Source organism: Acinetobacter brisouioides (genome assembly GCF_004331075.1).
Classification (GTDB): Bacteria; Pseudomonadota; Gammaproteobacteria; order Pseudomonadales; family Moraxellaceae; genus Acinetobacter.
Window position 1 is genome coordinate 61,719 of record NZ_SJNX01000001.1, and the last position, 18,868, is coordinate 80,586.

Sequence of the window (18,868 nt, forward strand, 5' to 3'; positions counted from 1 at the left end):
ATCTCGGTATGAACGTATTTTATTGTGAGAATTGCAAACATCAGGTGTTTTTCCACAATACAGTATGCCAATACTGTTCGACAGTTTTAGGCTTTCAAGTCGAAACGAACAGCATGGGATCTTTCGCTAAAATCGATGCGCAAACATGGCGAAGCCTGAACCCAGAAGATCATCATCTTTATTATCGTCCTTGTTATAACTATTCGACCTATCAGGCGTGTAACTGGGTCATTCCTGCCGAATACGATCAACTGTACTGTGAATCCTGTCAGCTAACACATATCATTCCTGACTTATCTGTCGAAAAGAATTTACACTACTGGCGCCATATTGAATCCGCCAAACGCTATTTTTTATATCTCACCAAACAACTGGGTATATTTCCTAAGCACAAAAAACATCCTGATGATCACCTTGGTTTGCAGTTTAATTTCTTAATGCCTTACGATGGGCAACCCGTCATGACAGGTCATGCTCATGGTGTGATTACACTAGATGCCAGCGAAGCCGATACTGTGATTCGAGTGAAAACTAGGCTGGATCTGGCAGAGAATTATCGAACTTTAGTTGGGCATTTTCGTCATGAAAGTGGGCATTATTATTTTGACTTAATGCAGCATTTTTTCCCAGAGTGGCTCGAAGGGTTTCGTCAACACTTCGGTGATGAACGTCAGGATTATGCTCAAGCGCTTGAGCAATATTATGAATATGGCCCAGCCAAAAACTGGTCAGATTTTTATGTCAGTCGATATGCTTGTGCGCACCCTTGGGAAGATTGGGCAGAAACATGGGCACATTATTTACATATGATGGACACACTCGATACAGCCTACCATGCAGGTCTGAAAATGCAGGGACAACATGCGATTGACCCCGATATCCATTTCAAAGAACCACCATTATTGTCTCAGGACTTTGAACATACTTTAAGCAACTGGTTTGCATTAACTTATATTTTAAATGGCTTAAATCGCAGCATCGGACAAGAAGATGCTTACCCTTTTACGCTTTCTGGAATTGTATTGAAGAAGTTGCACTTTATTCATCGTAGTCTGCTCGATATCCATCAACGAATTTTCACCCATCAAAATACACATAAAGTATAAAAAAGCCTTGAAGTTAACCGAGCAAAAATACGTCTAAAATAAATGGCAATTATTGCAAAGATGTTCCCCAATTAAATAACCATGCAGATTTTGCACCTAAGCTATTATCACCCTGAATTTTCTTTTTTAATTCGCTGGCCGTCTGGTAATCATTTGGCCCGACCATCACTCGAACACCTTTCGATGTCATGCTTTTCTTAGTAGGGTAACCTTTAGCTTTTAATTTCGATACGATGCTGTCAGCATTGGCTTCATTGGCAGCCAGCGCAATCTGAATCATCCATGTTTTATCACCATGTTCGAGTAGATTACGAGCTTCAACACTGGTTAATCGCTTATTTTTAGCAAGCACAGGGGCTGTGGCTGCATCTAAAGCAGTGTTTAAATCTTGAACTTTTTCAATTTGCACTTTACTGTCAGTCTGAGCTGTTGCCCATTCTGACCATGGTTTACACACATAAACACCTTGTTTTTGCGGTAAGGAGAAACAGTACATATTTTCTTTTTCTACGTTTGCTGCTGCAAAACCGTTTGCAGAAAAAACCATAGCAAGCATAGAAATAAATATTTTTTTCATAAAGTGTTACTTGGTTCACGTTTTTGATTATTATATACAAAAAAGCTACATTTTAAAAACAATTCAAAATATATTAAAAAATATCAGATATATACATGTTTTTTATTAAAAATATCTAAACCATTTAGTAAAAAAACATTTCATCTTTTAACAATTCACCCGTGTTAGATCAGATTTTTATTTTCAACTGTACATTTTATACCCATATTTTCAACATGGTTTTCCTTAAACAAATAATCCCCGAAAAAATAATTTTATTAAATTCTTTAAAAATAAATAACTTATGTTAATCTTATTTAAAATAATTAAAAAAATATCTCAATTCAATCAAAATGATTCCAATCGCAAAACCGATAAAAAATACACATTTTTTATTACATTATGGTGAAATGCGTTTTTAATGAACAAGAGAATGTGCGTGCAAGAACTTTTGTCAAAAATAAGTTTAGATAACAATACAAGGTTTTATATATGCTATAGAAATTTACACCACTCCTGATGAAGAGGTATTTATCATGCCAATAGTTACCAAGCACTAATCTTACAAACTACAAATGTTCATCAATCTCACAATCATGGGCTTTAAAATAACTTATACGACACCTCAGTACCCCAACTTTTTTTAATTTTGAATTCAAAAACATAATCATTATTTGATTTAGCATTTATTGTTTTTAGACCTGCTCAATTTAACCTTCTGTTAAATAGCTGAACTTGATCCAAATAAAAATACAATCTCAATATAAAGCGTTTTTTTTGATTGAGTGCTAGCCTATTGTTATACCTATATCAAACCCATTACATCTCAATCTATCACTTGATTTTTCAGGCTTAGATAAAAATCTAATTTAATAAAAAATGATAATGAGTCATGGAATTTTTTTGCAAATTTTAGCATCTTGTATAATATAAAGAAGAGTCATGGCTTTACTCACATTTTAGCCATAAACACGAATTCATTGATTTCTTTTATAAGGCCATTTTATTTCTCTTGCACTTCATTGAAATATATTTCAATTTTGCTCAGCGAGAAAAACTAAAAGAAGCTAAAACAATCATGAAAGAAGTCTCATCCGCTGACGATTCGCATAACATTTGGAGTTTCTTAACTTATAAAAAAATAATTAAACTGTTGATAATCAATACCTAATATTAATTTCTATGCTTTGGAAAAAGTATAATGAAAGATAAAGTTAACCTTCCTTCAGTCAAGCGAACAGCAACACCGTCTTTACAACTCACAGCATTAGAAAAAACAATCGCTATTGCTGAGTTTTCTCCAGATGGGGTTTTGCAATGGGCGAATAAAAACTATCTATCTTTATTTCGTATGACTGAAAGTCAGGCAATTGGACGTATTCATCGTAGTTTTTGCCCTGCTTCTTTTGTAGAAACAGAAGATTACGATACTTTTTGGTTATCCTTATGCCAAGCTATTCCCTATTCAGGTTTTGTTGAACGGATTCGAGAAGACAATAGCAGTTGTTGGCTTGAAGCGACCTATACCCCTGTATTAGATCAAAATGGAACAGTGATTCAAATTTTAAAAATTGCAACCGATATCAGTGCTCGCTTGCAGCATGAGCGAGAGCAGCAATTGTATTTGGATCATCTCTCACTCGCAGCAGATATTAATGATACCGCGGTTCTCATTACAGATAGTTCTTCTCGAATTGTATACTGTAATAAAGGCTTTAACCGTATGTTTGGCTGGGAAAAACATGAGATTTTGGATAAAAGCCCATTCTCTTTATTTACGCACCCATCGCAGACAAGTGCGTTAAATGAAAATGATACGCTGATAGATGAACAGCTGGTTGTTGCAAAAAATCGACGTTACTGGGCAAAAATTATAAGAAAACCAATCCTTGATCCAGATAAGCATCGGAAATATACAATTATCACCTTTTCGGATATTTCCATCACCAAGTTACGTGAAACATTGCAACACAAAGTTTTAGAAGCAATGTCTAAAGAATCTTCGCTGACCAATGTTCTTGATATTATTTGTAATGAAGTTGAATTGCTTGCACCAGAAATTACAGCATCAATTGTAGAAGTCGATGCACAAGGATTGTTACATCCCGTCTCTGCACCCAATCTACCAAAGCATTATGGTCAAATCATTAATAATTTGCACATTGGCCCTAGTGCTGGTTCATGTGGTACAGCCGCTTGGCGTGGCAAACCCGTGATTGTAGATGATATTGCAACAGACCCTTTATGGGATCATTATCGTGATGCTATGCACCCTCTAGAGCATATTGCATGTTGGTCAACGCCAGTTTTTAACAATCAGCATCAGGTGATTGGTACTTTCGCTTTCTATTTTAAACAGCCACGAAATCTAGAGCTGGAAAATTTTCACCAACAGATTATCAATGCTTGTAGCAACCTTTGTTCATTGGCATTTGAACGCGAACAGACTAAACAGCGCATTCAACAATTGGCATTTTACGATGAATTGACAGGGTTACCCAATCGCAGCTTATTGCTCACCAAGGCTGATCAGCTCATTACTTCCAGCATTCGTAATAACACGCCTATAGCTATTTTATATATTGACCTTGATCGTTTCAAAATGATCAATGATTCATACGGGCATTTTGTTGGGGATGAATTATTGTGTCAGGTTGCTGAACTCTTAAAAAGAAATTTCGACAGCAACGATATTATTGGACGCATATCGAGTGATGAATTTGTCATTATTTTGCCTGAAAGTAATCATCAACAAGCACAAATTGCCGTTGAGGAGTTACAACTTCATTTAACTAAACCCATGAAGATTCATCATTCTATTACGCTGACTATCAGTGCCAGTATCGGAATTGCGATGTTTCCAGATGATGGTCATAACATTGAAGATCTACTACATCGTGCAGATATTGCAATGGATCAGGCAAAAAATAGTGGGCGGAATCAGTTCTGTTTTTTTAGCCATGAAATGAATGAATTATTACAAGGTCATCTTAAACTGGAAAGAGACCTTCGTCATGCCCTCTTTAATCATGATTTAAATTTACATTATCAACCACAAATTGATTTGGTAACAGGTGAGCTATACGGCCTTGAAGCATTGGCTCGCTGGACGCATCCTGAACTTGGTGAAATCTCACCAGGACGTTTTATTTCAATTGCAGAAGAAAGTGGTTTAATTACCGAATTTGGTTACTGGGTTATTCAAGAAGCTTGTCGCCAACTGGCAGAATGGCGTATGGAAGGTATGAATGTTCCATCTGTTTCGGTGAACCTGTCGCCAACCAGCTTTCACTGCATAAAACTTCCAAATACCCTTGCAGAAATTTTACGGCTACATGGTTTACAACCACAGGATTTAACCATAGAACTTACAGAAAATGTTTTATTAGATAATCATCCATGTACGACAAAAATCATCCATGACATTCATCACTTAGGCGTACATCTGTCTATGGACGATTTTGGTACAGGCTACTCAAGCTTAAGTTATTTACGTCGTTTACCTATTTCAGAATTTAAACTTGATCGTAGCTTCGTCGCAGACCTCGAATATGATGAAGTTGCTCAGGCTTTAAGTCAGGCTATTTTAAGTATTGCAAAAACCCTAAAATTAACAATTATCGCTGAAGGCATTGAAACACCAGAACAACATCGGATTTTATACCAACAAGGATATTCAGTTGCTCAAGGTTATTTATTTTCTCGTCCACTGTCCGCCTCTGCCTTCAAAACTTGGTTAGACGGATGGGATTTTTCTAACCAAAAGATAGATTCTCATTAGGCTTGTTTCATCATCGTTTATACACGCTTTATTTTTCACCACGAGCAAAATTGGAATATATTCCAAGGAAGTACAAGAGAAATGAAATTGACTGACGAAAGACGTCTATAAATTATCTTGCGATCGATTAAATGTTACAGTTGTTCATAGTCATGAAGATACGCTATTTCGAATCCTCTCTTGATTATTTAGAATTTAGGTAAATAAAATGCTTTGAGAATCTCTCAAATAGATATTTTAAATGTAGTGAATGTATGCCTTCTCCTCCCAAAAGCTTATGGCGTGAAAACCTGACTCCTGCCTCATTTATTATTTTGGCGAGTGCTGGTTTTGTGATTCTTGCAATTGTCATTTACTGGATCATTTTTTTTAACACGCAACGCACGCTTTATCAGCAGACTGAGCAGCAAGCTTGGGTTCGGGTACGTCAAATCTCCAATGCTGTTTCTGTTCAAGTCCAAACTTTGTTTACAGGTTTGAACTACAGCATGATTGATATGAAAAATAATTATGAATTACATAATAATACGGCATTTCAACGTGCAATTTACAATGTTAGCCATAGCTATCCGCAAGGCTCTATCACTCAAATTTCGGTTGCCGATGCCCAAGGTAAACTGATTTATTCCAATATAAAACAAATTAAAAATGATAAAAATGCGATGTATATTACAGATCGTGAATATTTTCAGGTTCATTTACATCAAAAAATTGATTTATATATTAGCTCGCCAATAAGAGAACAGCTTTCCAATCAGTGGACAATCCAGTTAACCAAGCCATTGTATCGTAATCATAAATTTATTGGCGTGATGATTCTATCGTTATCTCCAAACTACATCTCACAATACTTCCAAAATATTTTTGATAATCCTATCGATGTAATTTTGCTGGCACGTGAAGATGGAACTTATTTAGCTCGCTCACAGTACCAAGATAAAGTTCTCGGTAAAATGCTCCCTAAAGAGCGACTAAAGCTATTTCAAAACAATGCACAAAATGGGTCTTATGAAGCAAAAACAGGCCCTGACCAATTACAACGCATGTATGCATGGAAGCGAGTTGATGGTTTTCCTCTGATTATCAGTTCAGGAATTGAGAGACAGCATACCTTTGCTGCTTTAGACAATGCTTACCAGCGTAATCTAACCTATAACCTAATTGGTACAGGCTTATTATTAGTGATTGTATTGATTAGCGCGTGGCTTGCCTTACAGCGACAGCGTAACCTTGCCATGCTGGTACAACAAAGACGTCATTTTATGTATTTGGCAAATGAAGTTCCAGGTGGACTCTTTCAAGTATGCATTCATCCTGATGGTTCTTTATCATTACCTTTTACCAATCCAAGCTTCTTTGAATTACATGGTATTCAACCCTTTTCAGAGCAAAATTTTAAATTGCATTACTTGACCGAATGCATTCACCCCGAAGATATAACCCATTTGCGCGCTGTGATTGGCGACAGTTTACAGAACCAAAAAAAGTGGGATGTCAAATATCGAGTAATTTGCCCAGATGGTTCTATGCGCTGGCTGCGCAACCATGCCAAAGCACAAATCGAAGAAGATCGCAGTATTTTATGGCATGGTTATATTCTCGATATTACTCAAGATGAGATGTTGCAGGAAACATTACGACAAAAAGAAGAACATTTACGCCTGACTTTTATGGCAGTACAAGACGGTTTATGGCAATGGAATTATATTACCGATGAACTGACATGGGATAAACGCTGTTATGAAATGCTGGGATATGCACATAACGCGTTCAAACTGTCTTTTGAAGATTTTCTCAATCTTTTTTTACATCCACAAGATCGCGAAATCTTTATGCAACAGCTTTCTGAGCATTTAAAGCATGGACATGAATTTCGTATTGAAGCTCGTTTAAAAACAGCAGATGGTACATGGTTATGGGTAGAACTCCGAGGAAAAGTTACACAACGAGATGCATCATCTTCACCCACTAAAATGTTAGGAACATACACAGATATTCAAAAGCGAGTTGAACATTCACACTTGGTCAAAGCTGTACTTGACCGTAGTAACTCACTGATTATTGTCACGAGCGCCAAACATGAAATTTTGTATGCCAATGAACGAGCAGCCAAAATTTTTCATTTACCTTATGGTGAACAAAAAACGCAAATTAGCTTTAGCAAGCTGCATAAAAATGACAATACCAATGAGAAATTAACTGAATTATTCAATACCGTGCAGCAAACAGGTTACGTTCGTGACGAATGGCCTCTGTATATGTATAACAGCACGCTAAACTGGTTTGATATTCAAGGTGCTTTACTCAACCCTGACGATCATTCAGGTAATGCAATATGGACACTCAACGATGTCGATGCTCGCCATCGTGCAGAATCTGATTTAGCGAAAACTCAACAACGCCTTGAAGCACTGGTTGAACGTTTTCCTTCAGGAATTCTGGTTGTTGATACCAGTATTGGAGAACGACACCATACTGTTGCAGCGAATCAGATGCTGATTTCGACTTTACAACTTGATTTGTCATTAAATGAACTCATCGAGCTACCTACACATGAACTTGAAAAAACGCTCTACCATGTGACTGGATATCACCTGAATCTCACACACAATGATCGAGATGAGAATTTCAAAAAAACCATTATGCTAGCTGATGGCCGTTACCTGCAAATCGAAAATCTATCTTTAATCAATTCATGCCATTTCCTAGGACAGTGCTGGATTTTCCATGATATCACCCCACAAAAAGAGCGAGAGTTTCAACTTGAAACATTGGCTTCAACCGATGCACTAACAGGCATCAGCAACCGCCGCGCATTTGTCAACCGTTTAGCGATTGAACTTGAGGACATTTCAAAAGGTCTTACAGCATCCTCGGCACTCATCATGATTGATATCGATTACTTTAAAGCCGTTAATGATACGTATGGGCATGTGATTGGTGACTTAGTTCTCAAGCATTTGGTCAATGTTCTGTCAAAACAACTGGGAAAAAATGATTTGCTTGGGCGCTTGGGCGGTGAGGAATTCGTGATTTTACTCTCAAATACAAATGCAACAAAAGCCTTTGAACGTGCAGAATTTTTCAGGGAAATGATTATTTCTAACCCTGCCACTGTTGTCAATCTTGGCATGATTAAGTTTACAGTAAGTTTAGGTATTTACATGATTAAACAGCCTGAAAACTCAATTGAAAACAGCCTGGAACGCGCAGATAGTGCTTTATATTTTTCAAAACGAAATGGTCGAAACCGTTCAACTTTATGGCAAGAAAGCATGCCGAAAAATAATAAAAAATATAGCTGAGCGTATAAGGTATGTTGAAGATTAAGAGTAAAAAATATGCTTTTTTATCATTTTATCTTCACTTTAGATCAAAATATAAAGAAGCCATCTATATTAGTAAACTGGTAAAACAGCCCTACAGAAAATGAATTATCATCTTGTATTCAAAGCACAATTTATGTGTCAGTAACAAACATTTGTCTATTTAGGTCATCAAAAACCTAAATGAATTGTGAATGAAGTAATGCCAAACTCTATCGTTATTTTACATTGTAATCAATGCAATGCCTGCATACTCTTGCCCACTTGGGCGTTCCCCCCAAAATATCACGGCAAAAATCGCAACCAACACACTACACTCAGTTTATCGACTGGCGCAACTTGAGATGCCTGCCCCATTTGCAAAGCACGAAAATAGCATAGCCAAGATGCACCTGTCGCCACAGCAGAGAGGCTTAGAAACAACCACGTTTTACCACTCAGCCACAATGGATTCTGCCATTTTCCTAAAAAACTCACCCAGACCAGTAGAATCAAGACAATCAAAACCGTACGAATTAGGGTCGCAAAATCCGAATCTACGCCTTGCAGCCCGACTTTGGCAAAAATTGCGGTTAATGCAGCAAAACTTGCAGATAAAATTGCCAAAAATAACCAATTGGAGAACATAAATAGCTCCTCTCCATTGTGTTTCTATTGATTCAGCATACATCATCAAACTTAAGTCAGGCTTGGCAAAGTGTCAGGCATTGGCTTTTGGCATACTCTCAAATTTCCTTATTGTTTAAATATGATAAGAGCTAAATTATTGTTACGAAATAATAAGAATATTTTCTATAATTTTATGCAGGTGAGCTAAATTGCGATATCTGTAACTTGCAGCATGAACAACTTGTGCTACAGTAAAACCAAGAATTAGACCTAAGAGTGTCAACTCAAAGAGAGGCTATAATGAAACGTGTGATTGCTTGTATAGATTCTTCACCCTGTATCAATGCCATTGCAGATGCTGCGGCATGGGTCGCGAAGCAGACACATCGAGAATTAGTACTATTACAAATTTTGGACTACTATCCAGCCAGTTATCATTTAGGGGAAATCAGTGGTGTCATCGGGTTTGAAAGCAATGCCATGTTGCTCAAAGAACTTGCTGAACTGGAACAAAAACAAAGTGAGCTTGCCATCAACTACAGCAATAATCTCTTGACTCATATCTCTAACATGATTAAAGAAAAACATGAAATTGATGTCAGTATCATTCAGGAGAAAGGTGACTTTCTTGAGCAAAGCTTCAATATTTTAAAAGAAGATGATATTGCAATTATTGGCCGAGTTGGCGAACGCGCTGCAGAAAAAAATAAAGCGATTGGAAGTAATGTTGAGAACTTTATTCGTGGGGCAAAATGTACCGTCATGACCATTGGCGATCATTTTAAGGCACCGACCAGATTCATCTTTGCTTATGAATATTCACCAACCTGTTTAAAAATGATGCATCGCATTGCCGAGAGCGATTTACTACGCCAGCTACAATGTCACTTGCTTTATGTGGGTGATCATCCCGAAGTGCTCAAAGAACCTGAACAGTTCCTCAAAACACAAGGTTTAGATGTCGTAGTTGAAGCACGTTATGGCGATGTTGCGGAAAGTATCATGGAATATCAGCGGCAACATGGTATCCAGTTAGTCTTACTTGGTGCGTTTAGTCACAGTAAAATCCATCAATTTTTCTTGGGTAGCATTACCACTACAATTTTTAGAAATTTAAATGTGCCTCTCATTGTTGCCAAATAACTTTCCTGAAAAGTTGTCCATAGTTATCCGCATAATCTGTGGATAACCTTATGGACAGAATACTTAAGTTGTTTATTTTTATATAAAAAAATCAATTGGTGATTTTTTGTTACATTCGCTGTTATTTGACAATTGCAATTGCAAAACCATCATGTCCTTTGCTGCCTACCGTCTGTAAGGCGGTACACGATAACAAGCGTGGGTGATCTTTTAATGCACTAAAAGTTTCACGAATTCCTTCAATACTCGGTTTATGATTGTCAGGATTAATAATATCACCTGCCCGAATCACATTGTCGAGTACAATCACCGTGCCAGAGTGTGAAAACTGTAAGCTTAGTTCTAAATATTCTGGATAGCTTTGCTTGTCGGCATCAATAAAAATAAAATCAAACGGCTGAGTTTCCGTAGGTAAAGCGCGCAGGACATCCGCAGCACGTCCAACTTTAAGTTCAACTTTTACGGGATATTTGGCTTGATCAATATTGTACTGAGCCATTGCAGCGTGGGTATCTCGCCCTTCTATCGTCAACAAATAACCATCTTCAGGCAACGCTCGCGCCAACCATGCGGTACTATACGCAGCAAAAGTACCTAATTCTAAAACACGTTTGCAGTGATTCATCTGAATCAGCATTTGCAATAACATACCCTGATTCGGGGCAACCGCTAAATGGTTGGAAAGACCATGTTCAGTTGTATTTTGAATAATTTGTTGCAGTTTTGGATCTTCAGAAATTAAATGTGACTCGATGTATTCATCTAACGCTGTCCACATTTCTTGCATGATTGGCACACCTTATTTACGATCAGGTCATTGTATACATTTATGCTATGAGTTCAATTTTTCAGAAAAAAAAGAGATCAAAATGATCTCTTTTTAGCAAGATCTGTTCAGGATTTAAATGCTACACATCGAAGAACCACGACTTAAGTTAGGCCCCCAAGTCCGATAACCTTGCGTGTCAATATGAATTTGTCCCGATGCATACAACCCCAAGCCCATGTTGAGATTTTGCCCATACTGTGTCCAAAATTGGCACAATTTAAACTTGGTATTTTGAATAAATGTAAAGTCCTGAGGCTTTGGATACTTCTCACCAATTCTAAAATCAATTGCTGAATTAAATAAATGACGTGAAGAATTGGCTCCACCTGCGCAACGATTGGTTGGCATGTCACGATATACGGATGTCACTTCAAAATCGGTCAGCACTTTGGTTGCAACCAAATACTTAAACACTCGTAACGTGGCAACCTGATTTTCCCATAATCCACGATTTGGTACTGCATACTCGGAACTGCTACATTTCTGCCAGTCACGCGCACTTCGCAATAATTCAAAGGCTGGGATAATATTGCCCACATGCTGCTGATCTAAGAATTGTTCATATTCATAAGCACGCTGGCGATTATTGCCTTGTGCTAACCACAAATTATAAGATTCAGGTACAACTTTAAGTGGAACTAGCCGTTCATTGGTTACTTGTTCCTCGGGAATATGAATGCGTTTACCCGTTTGTGAATAATTGTAGCCTGTCTGTTGCGTTGTAGTGGTACAGCTCACCAGAAATAACGAAACCACACCTGTGGTGAACAGATGCTTTGATACAGATTTAATCATTGAAAATAACGAAGGAGCACAATTGCGACTATTGTAATGCAATCAGTCGCAGCAAAATTGAATTTTTTTAAACTAAATGTGATTTTTTTGTATAAAAAAAGATCAGCATTTGCTGATCTTTTGCAATTATTTTTCTAAATATTGTAATTTATCTGCTTTACCGTTCCACTCTTCACGGTCTGCTGGCTGATCACCAATTTGAGTGATATTTGGCCACTTCTGTGAAAGTTCAGTATTCAGTTCAATAAATACTTCCTGACCTTCTGGCAATTCATCTTCGGAGAAAATTGCATTGGCTGGGCATTCTGGTTCGCACAGTGCGCAGTCAATACACTCATCGGGATTAATCACAAGGAAATTTGGGCCTTCGTAGAAGCAGTCTACCGGACATACTTCAACGCAGTCTTGATATTTACATTTAATACAGTTTTCAGTGACAACAAAGGTCATGGCGACAGCTACCTAAAAAATATGGTTTCGATCAATTGCGCTATTGTAGGCAAAAAACCCCTGAACAAACAATTCCTTTTATTGATATTAATTATATAAAAGGCTGTTAATTTAAATTAAAACTGATTGATTCTCATTCACAACCAGTTTTATCTTAACCAAGTCAAATCATTCAACAGATTTTCTGACTAAAGCTTTTAATTCATACAGTTGTTCAAGTGCCTGACGCGGCGTCAGATTATCAACATCAAGCTGTTGTAAATAATCTAAAGCAGGTGAAGAAACCTCAATTTCAACCGTTTTTTCAACAATTTCTATTTCAGGTTCAACTTGCATAAACAAATCACTTTGTACTGATGTCTGTAAGTGCTGTTGTTGCTGTTTTTCCAAAATCTTGAGGCGTTTTTGAGCATCCTTAATGACACTCGCAGGAATTCCCGCCAGTTTTGCCACTTGCAAACCATGACTTTGACTCGCTGGGCCTTGTTGGACTTTATGTAGCAAAATTAACTGACCATTGAGTTCTTTTGCGGTGACATGATAATTGTCAATGCCTGCTTCTTGTGCCAGTTCAGTCAGCTCAAAATAATGCGTAGCAAACAAACATAGACATTTTACCCGCTTCGTTAGATCAAGAACACATGCCCACGCCAATGATAAGCCATCATAAGTACTGGTTCCCCGCCCAACTTCATCCATAAGTACCAATGACTGATGGGTGGCATGATGCAGAATTTGTGAGGTTTCCGTCATTTCCACCATAAAGGTCGATTTGCCTGTAGACAGGTCATCGGCTGAGCCAATACGGGTAAAAATACGGTCAATCGGCCCAAGCTGCGCCGCCTGTGCAGGCACAAAACTACCGCAATATGCCAACAGGCTAATCAATGCAGTTTGACGCATAAAAGTCGATTTCCCCCCCATGTTCGGCCCCGTCACGATCGCCATGCGGTGCTGCACATCCAAGAAAGTATCGTTTGGTGTGTATGGGGCTTTATTGAGTGCTTCCACCACAGGGTGACGACCTGCGGTAATTTTAATACCAATTTCAGGGCTAAAGCTCGGACGTGCCCAGCGATATAAACGTGCTTGCTCAGCGAAGTTACTCAAGACATCGACTTGGGCAATCGCTGCACTCATCATTTGTAAATTGGCAATATTTTGACGTAAGGTTTCAAGCAAAGCTTCAAACAACATTTTTTCACGTGCCAAAGCGCGTGACTCACTTGACAGGACTTTATCTTCAAAGCCTTTTAACTCTGGGGTGATATAACGCTCGGCATTTTTTAGGGTCTGACGGCGAATATAATCGGTAGGTGCTTGCTCGGCTTGGGCACGCGTCAGCTCAATGTAATACCCACTGACACGGTTATAGCCAATTTTTAAAGTGTTAATACCTGTACGTTCACGCTCTTTAATTTCCAGATCAATCAAAAATTGTCCAGCATGATCACGAATTTGGCGAAGTTCATCGAGTTCAGTATCGTAGCCTTCTGCAATTACATTGCCATCACGTAGTAATACAGGTGGATGTTCAACGATTGCAGCCATGAGCTGTTGATGCAGTGCTTTAAAATCGCCAAGTTGCTGATCTAAATCATTTAAAAGTATTGATTTTTTAGATTGAATCACAGGTTGCAAGGCGTGACGTAACAATGGAATCTGCGCACAGGCATGACGTAACTGCACCAGATCACGCGGGCGTGCGCTACCAAGTGCCACACGACTCAAAACCCGTTCAATATCACCAATCTCTTTCAACACCAGACGTACAGGTGTTTCATGATAGCCTTGTAACAATTGTTCAATCGCATCGAGACGCTGATCAAGCAATGCGGTATCACGAATGGGCTGCATTAAGGTACGGCTGAGCAAACGTCCACCCATTGCCGTTTGGCAATGATTAATCAGTTGAAATAATGAAGTACCATGTTCAAATAACGGCTCAATAATTTCCAAGTTACGACGTGTCACAGGGTCAAGCGCAATAAAGTCACTTGACTGTTCCAGTTGAATCGAACGGATATGTGGCAATGCGGTTTTTTGAGTTTCTTTGGCGTAGTGAATCAGCGCTGCGGCGGCGGCTTTGGCAAGCGGCAAATGGTCAATACCAAAACCCGACAATGTTGCCACTGCAAACTGGTCACATAGGGTTTTTTGGGCATTATTTAAATTAAAATCAACGTTTGGACGTTTGGTAATTGGGCAGTCCAGTTGTTTTTTAATGACTTCTAAAATGTTTTGATCAACCAGATCTTCATCAATCACGATCTCGCTTGGCATCAGACGTGCCAAATCAATCGGTAATTGTTCAGCCGTGTAAGTCTGTTGTTGGACTTTAAAAATACTGGCACTTAAATCCAGTAAGGCGATCCCGATCTGGTTTTGCTGGATACACAGTGCCACCAAGTTCGACGATTGATAACTCCCAAGCAAAGCATCATCGGTCAATGTCCCTGGCGTTAAAATACGTACCACTTTACGTTCTACAGGCCCTTTGCCTGTCACCTCACCGACCTGTTCACAGATCGCAACCGTTTCACCTGCCTTGACCAAACGCGCCAGATAGCCCTCCGCTGCATGGTATGGCACACCCGCCATTGGAATTGGTTCACCATTGGTTTTGCCACGGTGAGTTAGGGTAATCCCGAGTAATTTTGCGGCTTTACGGGCATCGTTAAAAAATAATTCGTAGAAATCCCCCATGCGGTAAAACACCAAAGCATGTGGATGCGCCATTTTGACTTTTAGGTATTGCTGCATCATTGGGGTATGGGAGGAAAGATCAGCCATGATTTTACTGTCTGTCATATCAATTCATGCCTTTAAAATTTCAAAATTAAAATGCGTAAAAATTTGGCTTACTGACCAATCTAAGTGGCGCATTTTAGCAAAAACTCATTGCCTGCCACACCGTAAAGCGAAATTATCTCAACAAATGAGTTAAAACCTCTGCTTGGTTGAGCTAATTGTTTTCAATAAAATATCTACTTTTAAGTAAAGCATTTAAAACTAATGAATAAATACAGTTTTTAGCACTACTTTATTGACGTCTAAGCACGCTGCTCATCAAAAGCAGCAATGATATGAAATAGATGATTTATCTGAAGAAAAGTGAGCAACGCAAAAACATGAATTTAAAATAAAGACAATCAATAACGACGAGTCGATGTATCTATCTGTTATTGAGTTAAATGAGATCGCCAGAAAACATCCGCTTTCTGGCAATTTACATTTTAAATCTTAGTAAACATCACGGCGGTAACGCCCTGCATCACGTAACTGCTGCAATAACTCTGTACCTAAAATGTCTTCTAAAGCATGATCAACATCTGTTGCCATACCCTGAATACTGCCGCAGACATACAGTACCGCACCGTCAGCAACCCAGTTTTTTAATAATTCAGCTTGTTCACGTAAGCGGTGATGAACATATTGTTTTTCAGCCTGATCTCTGGAAAATGCCAGATCCAAGTGTTGCAACATACCTTCAGCTTGCCAAACATCTAGCTGTTGTTGATAAAAATAATCATGCTCACGCTGACGTTCACCAAAAATCAGCCAGTTACGTCCACGATTTTGCTGGATGCGCTGCTTCAATAAACTTAATAGACCTGCAATGCCTGTCCCATTACCAATACAAATAATAGGTCGATCATCTTCAATCAAATGAAAAGACTCATTGCAGCGAATCGCAATCGCCATCTCTTGACCAATAACACTATGCTGAGTCAACCAGCCCGAACCTAAACCAAGTTGACCTTGAGCATCTGACTGTTGACGTACCACCAATTGTAGACACTGCTGCTCAGGAATACTGGCGATTGAATACTCACGTCGTGGCAAATCAGGTAATTGTTCGAGCAGTTCATCCAGCGTGGCATAAGCACAAATGGGCTGGGTTAAATCTTTGCTACGTAACACTTCAAAAATCGTCTTACCTTGACTGGTCAGGGTTTCTGCTGAAATAGATTGCTGCTGTAAAAATTGCTGGATACGTTCGGCACTGTTTTGTGATTGGGTTTCAGCGATATCTCCCGCCTGCCATGTCACATCGGCTGTGGTTTGCAATTCCAGATGAAAGGCTGGTGCACCCAAACTGTTTGGGTTCAGCAATTCACGCTTGCTGAGTGTCCATGTTTCAAATTGCTTTTTAATTTCAACTTGCTGAACATCACTTGTAGTGACTTCAGCTAAAGCTGCATACCAGCGCTGAATCTCTTTTGGGTTGGCATTATTGACTTCTATCAACTCAAATAATGGATTCGCACCTTGTCGAGCCAACCATGTATCCACTGCATGACCAAACTGGCAGAAACTTTCAGGATATTCTTTCGAGCCCAAAGCTAGCACAGCATAATTTAACTGAGCCAAATCGGCACGATGCTGCATCAACTGCTTACTAAAACCAACCGCTAAGTCTGGTGCTGAACCTGTACCATAAGTACTGACAATAAACAGTGCCTGCTGGGCTTGTTGCAAATCTTGGGCTGTTAGCTGCTGTACCGATTTGACCACAACGGCATAACCCGCTTGTTGCAAAGACTTGGCTGTTGCCAAAGCCAATTGCTCAGCCGTGCCGGTTTGGGTTGCATAGCTAATCAGCCATGTCTGCTCAGTCCATACTGCTTGTTCTGATCCCAAATCACCACGTGCTGCCTGAGTCAGACGTTTTTGTTTTCGGCGTTTTAAGTACAACATCCAGCCTGTAACGAAGAATAAAGGCATCGCCAGTGCTGCCAGCATGGCAAAGAATTGATATACAGGGCCAAAGAAACTGCCACGATGTACAGGCAACATGCTCGACATGATTTTCTCATTGAGCTTTTTATTGGCATACAAATCAACTTTTTCCAGTTGATTATTTTTAGTATTAAACACGGCGCTGTTACGTGCGCGTTCATTTTGTGGAATCGCATCAACAAATGAAATTTTTACTCGCCCATCTGCCTGCTGCGGCACAGTCAAAGTCACACTCGAATAATCGCGAGCAATCTGAGCATTAAAACCTGCCCATGCTTGATTTAATTGTTGCTGAACCAATACATTGGACAATGTTGAACCTTGCTGTTCAGCCTCTGGTACACGTTGTGGTCGCTGAGCGTCTGGACCTCGTTGCTGCATACCTTTTGCTGGACGCCCTTCAGGCTTCTCCTTTCCTCCCATACGGGTATTTTCCACACCCATGACTTTAAACATGCCTACACGCCACCAGTCATACGACCAAAACAGTCCTGTACATGCAAACGTCAGATAAAACACCATGACCCATGTGCCAACCACCGCATGCAAATCCCACAGGAAATTACGTCCTTTCAACTGCGGCTTAATGGCCAGCCATTGTTTAAAAGAATGCTTTTTTGGAAAGCGTAGATACAAGCCACTCAGCACAAAGAAAATCAAAATCAGCGTACTCGCACTCGTCAACTGCTTACCAAATTCGCCAGCGGTCAAAGTACGGTGAAACTGCTCAATAAAGCGGAAAAATGCCTGCCCCTTAATTTCAGGGAGCACTTCAGCCGTATATGGGTTCACCATCAGGTCATAACCACGACGCTCACCTTGTTTTTGGATATTGACCACCGAAGATTCTGTCGGTGACTTGGTCACACTGATACTATTGATCTCTATCTTGGGTTGCTGCTGTTTAAAATGAGAAAATAATTCAGCAGGTGTCAGTTTGGCGCGTGGCTGTTCTGTCACGTTATAGCTTTCGGGATTAATTAGTTTGGTTATTTGTGGCTGATAGGAAAAAATAGCACCACTGGCACCCATGAGTGACAAAATCAGACCTGCGGTGATACCAAAAAACCAGTGAATCTGGAACAGTGTTTTTTTCAGCATATTATTTATTGAATAGGTTCATTAAAATTGAAATAAATTATACCGAATATCTGTGTAAATAATATGGATTTACATTCTCATTTAGAAAGATAATAAAAAATTGCTTATAGCTGACAGCTCAAGCAACCTACCAGTGAGATGAGAGCTATTCATTTCGCTCTGATATCAGCCGATATTTCTCTCCTCAAAAGACCAATTTCTCCACAATAAATAGATATACAAAGATCAGTGGTAAATAACATACCCTGTATTTTTGAATATTTCTGTTCATTTTAGTTGTTAGTTTTATTGCACATGAGCAATGTGACAGCCCGGCTCCTCCAAAAGATCTAACAATATATTTGGCTAGATCTTTTCACCTTTTAAAGCCAGACTCGTGTTCAGATTCAAAAAATAAAAATAGATATATCTTTTTTATTGTGTAAAATA

Annotated in this window: 10 protein-coding genes and 1 pseudogene; 4 read left to right on the plus strand and 7 right to left on the minus strand. The window is 39.0% G+C overall.

Features of this window, described 5'->3' with window-relative positions; translation table 11 throughout:
- Positions 1-8: 8 nt before the first annotated feature.
- Positions 9-1,106, plus strand: coding sequence for a zinc-binding metallopeptidase family protein (locus E0H77_RS00285; protein ID WP_131374048.1), 1,098 nt, complete (start codon positions 9-11; stop codon positions 1,104-1,106).
- Positions 1,107-1,155: 49 nt separating this feature from the next.
- Here E0H77_RS00285 and E0H77_RS14015 read toward each other — a convergent pair.
- Positions 1,156-1,422 (minus strand): annotated as a pseudogene (locus E0H77_RS14015) (SPOR domain-containing protein); the annotation flags it as partial.
- A gap of 1,441 nt (positions 1,423-2,863) precedes the next feature.
- On the opposite strand from E0H77_RS14015, the gene E0H77_RS00295 reads away from it, so the two are divergent.
- Entirely contained in the window at positions 2,864-5,443 is a 2,580-nt protein-coding gene (locus E0H77_RS00295) for a bifunctional diguanylate cyclase/phosphodiesterase (protein ID WP_131374053.1), read from the plus strand.
- A 254-nt stretch (positions 5,444-5,697) separates the two neighbouring features.
- A complete protein-coding gene (locus E0H77_RS00300; protein WP_131374055.1) occupies positions 5,698-8,748 on the plus strand; it encodes a diguanylate cyclase in 3,051 nt (1,016 codons plus the stop codon).
- Positions 8,749-9,054: 306 nt separating this feature from the next.
- On the opposite strand, the gene E0H77_RS00305 is transcribed toward E0H77_RS00300, so the two are convergent.
- Positions 9,055-9,396 carry an EamA family transporter gene (locus E0H77_RS00305; RefSeq protein WP_458837367.1) on the minus strand — a complete coding sequence of 114 codons (342 nt, stop codon included), beginning with the start codon at positions 9,394-9,396 and terminating at the stop codon, positions 9,055-9,057.
- A 282-nt stretch (positions 9,397-9,678) separates the two neighbouring features.
- Here E0H77_RS00305 and E0H77_RS00310 point away from each other — a divergent pair, with 282 nt between their 5' ends.
- The gene (locus tag E0H77_RS00310; protein ID WP_131374057.1) at positions 9,679-10,521 is read left to right on the plus strand and encodes a universal stress protein; all 843 of its coding nucleotides are present in this window, start codon (positions 9,679-9,681) and stop codon (positions 10,519-10,521) included.
- A 121-nt stretch (positions 10,522-10,642) separates the two neighbouring features.
- On the opposite strand, the gene E0H77_RS00315 is transcribed toward E0H77_RS00310, so the two are convergent.
- The 5 genes from E0H77_RS00315 to E0H77_RS00335 all read right to left on the minus strand — a co-directional run bounded on the left by E0H77_RS00315 (position 10,643) and on the right by E0H77_RS00335 (position 18,439).
- Positions 10,643-11,308 (minus strand): O-methyltransferase, encoded by a 666-nt coding sequence (locus E0H77_RS00315; RefSeq protein WP_131374060.1) that lies wholly within the window; start codon positions 11,306-11,308, stop codon positions 10,643-10,645.
- A gap of 114 nt (positions 11,309-11,422) precedes the next feature.
- Positions 11,423-12,145, minus strand: coding sequence for a D-Ala-D-Ala carboxypeptidase family metallohydrolase (locus E0H77_RS00320; protein ID WP_131374062.1), 723 nt, complete (start codon positions 12,143-12,145; stop codon positions 11,423-11,425).
- A 126-nt stretch (positions 12,146-12,271) separates the two neighbouring features.
- Positions 12,272-12,595, minus strand: a complete 324-nt coding sequence (gene fdxA, locus E0H77_RS00325) for a ferredoxin FdxA (protein WP_004651686.1) — start codon at positions 12,593-12,595, stop codon at positions 12,272-12,274.
- Between the two features lie 168 nt (positions 12,596-12,763).
- Complete coding sequence (gene mutS / locus E0H77_RS00330) at positions 12,764-15,406, minus strand: DNA mismatch repair protein MutS (protein ID WP_131374064.1); 2,643 nt, start codon at positions 15,404-15,406, stop codon at positions 12,764-12,766.
- 432 nt (positions 15,407-15,838) lie between these two features.
- Positions 15,839-18,439 carry a PepSY domain-containing protein gene (locus tag E0H77_RS00335; RefSeq protein WP_131374067.1) on the minus strand — a complete coding sequence of 867 codons (2,601 nt, stop codon included), beginning with the start codon at positions 18,437-18,439 and terminating at the stop codon, positions 15,839-15,841.
- Between the last annotated feature and the right edge of the window lie 429 nt (positions 18,440-18,868).

Bases quoted from the DNA above. Each gene is read 5' to 3' on its own strand.
- E0H77_RS00285 (WP_131374048.1), top strand. From the start codon at position 9: ATGAACGTATTTTATTGTGAGAATTGCAAACATCAGGTGTTTTTCCAC.
- E0H77_RS00295 (WP_131374053.1), top strand. From the start codon at position 2,864: ATGAAAGATAAAGTTAACCTTCCTTCAGTCAAGCGAACAGCAACACCG.
- E0H77_RS00300 (WP_131374055.1), top strand. From the start codon at position 5,698: ATGCCTTCTCCTCCCAAAAGCTTATGGCGTGAAAACCTGACTCCTGCC.
- E0H77_RS00305 (WP_458837367.1), bottom strand. From the start codon at position 9,396: ATGTTCTCCAATTGGTTATTTTTGGCAATTTTATCTGCAAGTTTTGCT.
- E0H77_RS00310 (WP_131374057.1), top strand. From the start codon at position 9,679: ATGAAACGTGTGATTGCTTGTATAGATTCTTCACCCTGTATCAATGCC.
- E0H77_RS00315 (WP_131374060.1), bottom strand. From the start codon at position 11,308: ATGCAAGAAATGTGGACAGCGTTAGATGAATACATCGAGTCACATTTA.
- E0H77_RS00320 (WP_131374062.1), bottom strand. From the start codon at position 12,145: ATGATTAAATCTGTATCAAAGCATCTGTTCACCACAGGTGTGGTTTCG.
- fdxA (WP_004651686.1), bottom strand. From the start codon at position 12,595: ATGACCTTTGTTGTCACTGAAAACTGTATTAAATGTAAATATCAAGAC.
- mutS (WP_131374064.1), bottom strand. From the start codon at position 15,406: ATGACAGACAGTAAAATCATGGCTGATCTTTCCTCCCATACCCCAATG.
- E0H77_RS00335 (WP_131374067.1), bottom strand. From the start codon at position 18,439: ATGCTGAAAAAAACACTGTTCCAGATTCACTGGTTTTTTGGTATCACC.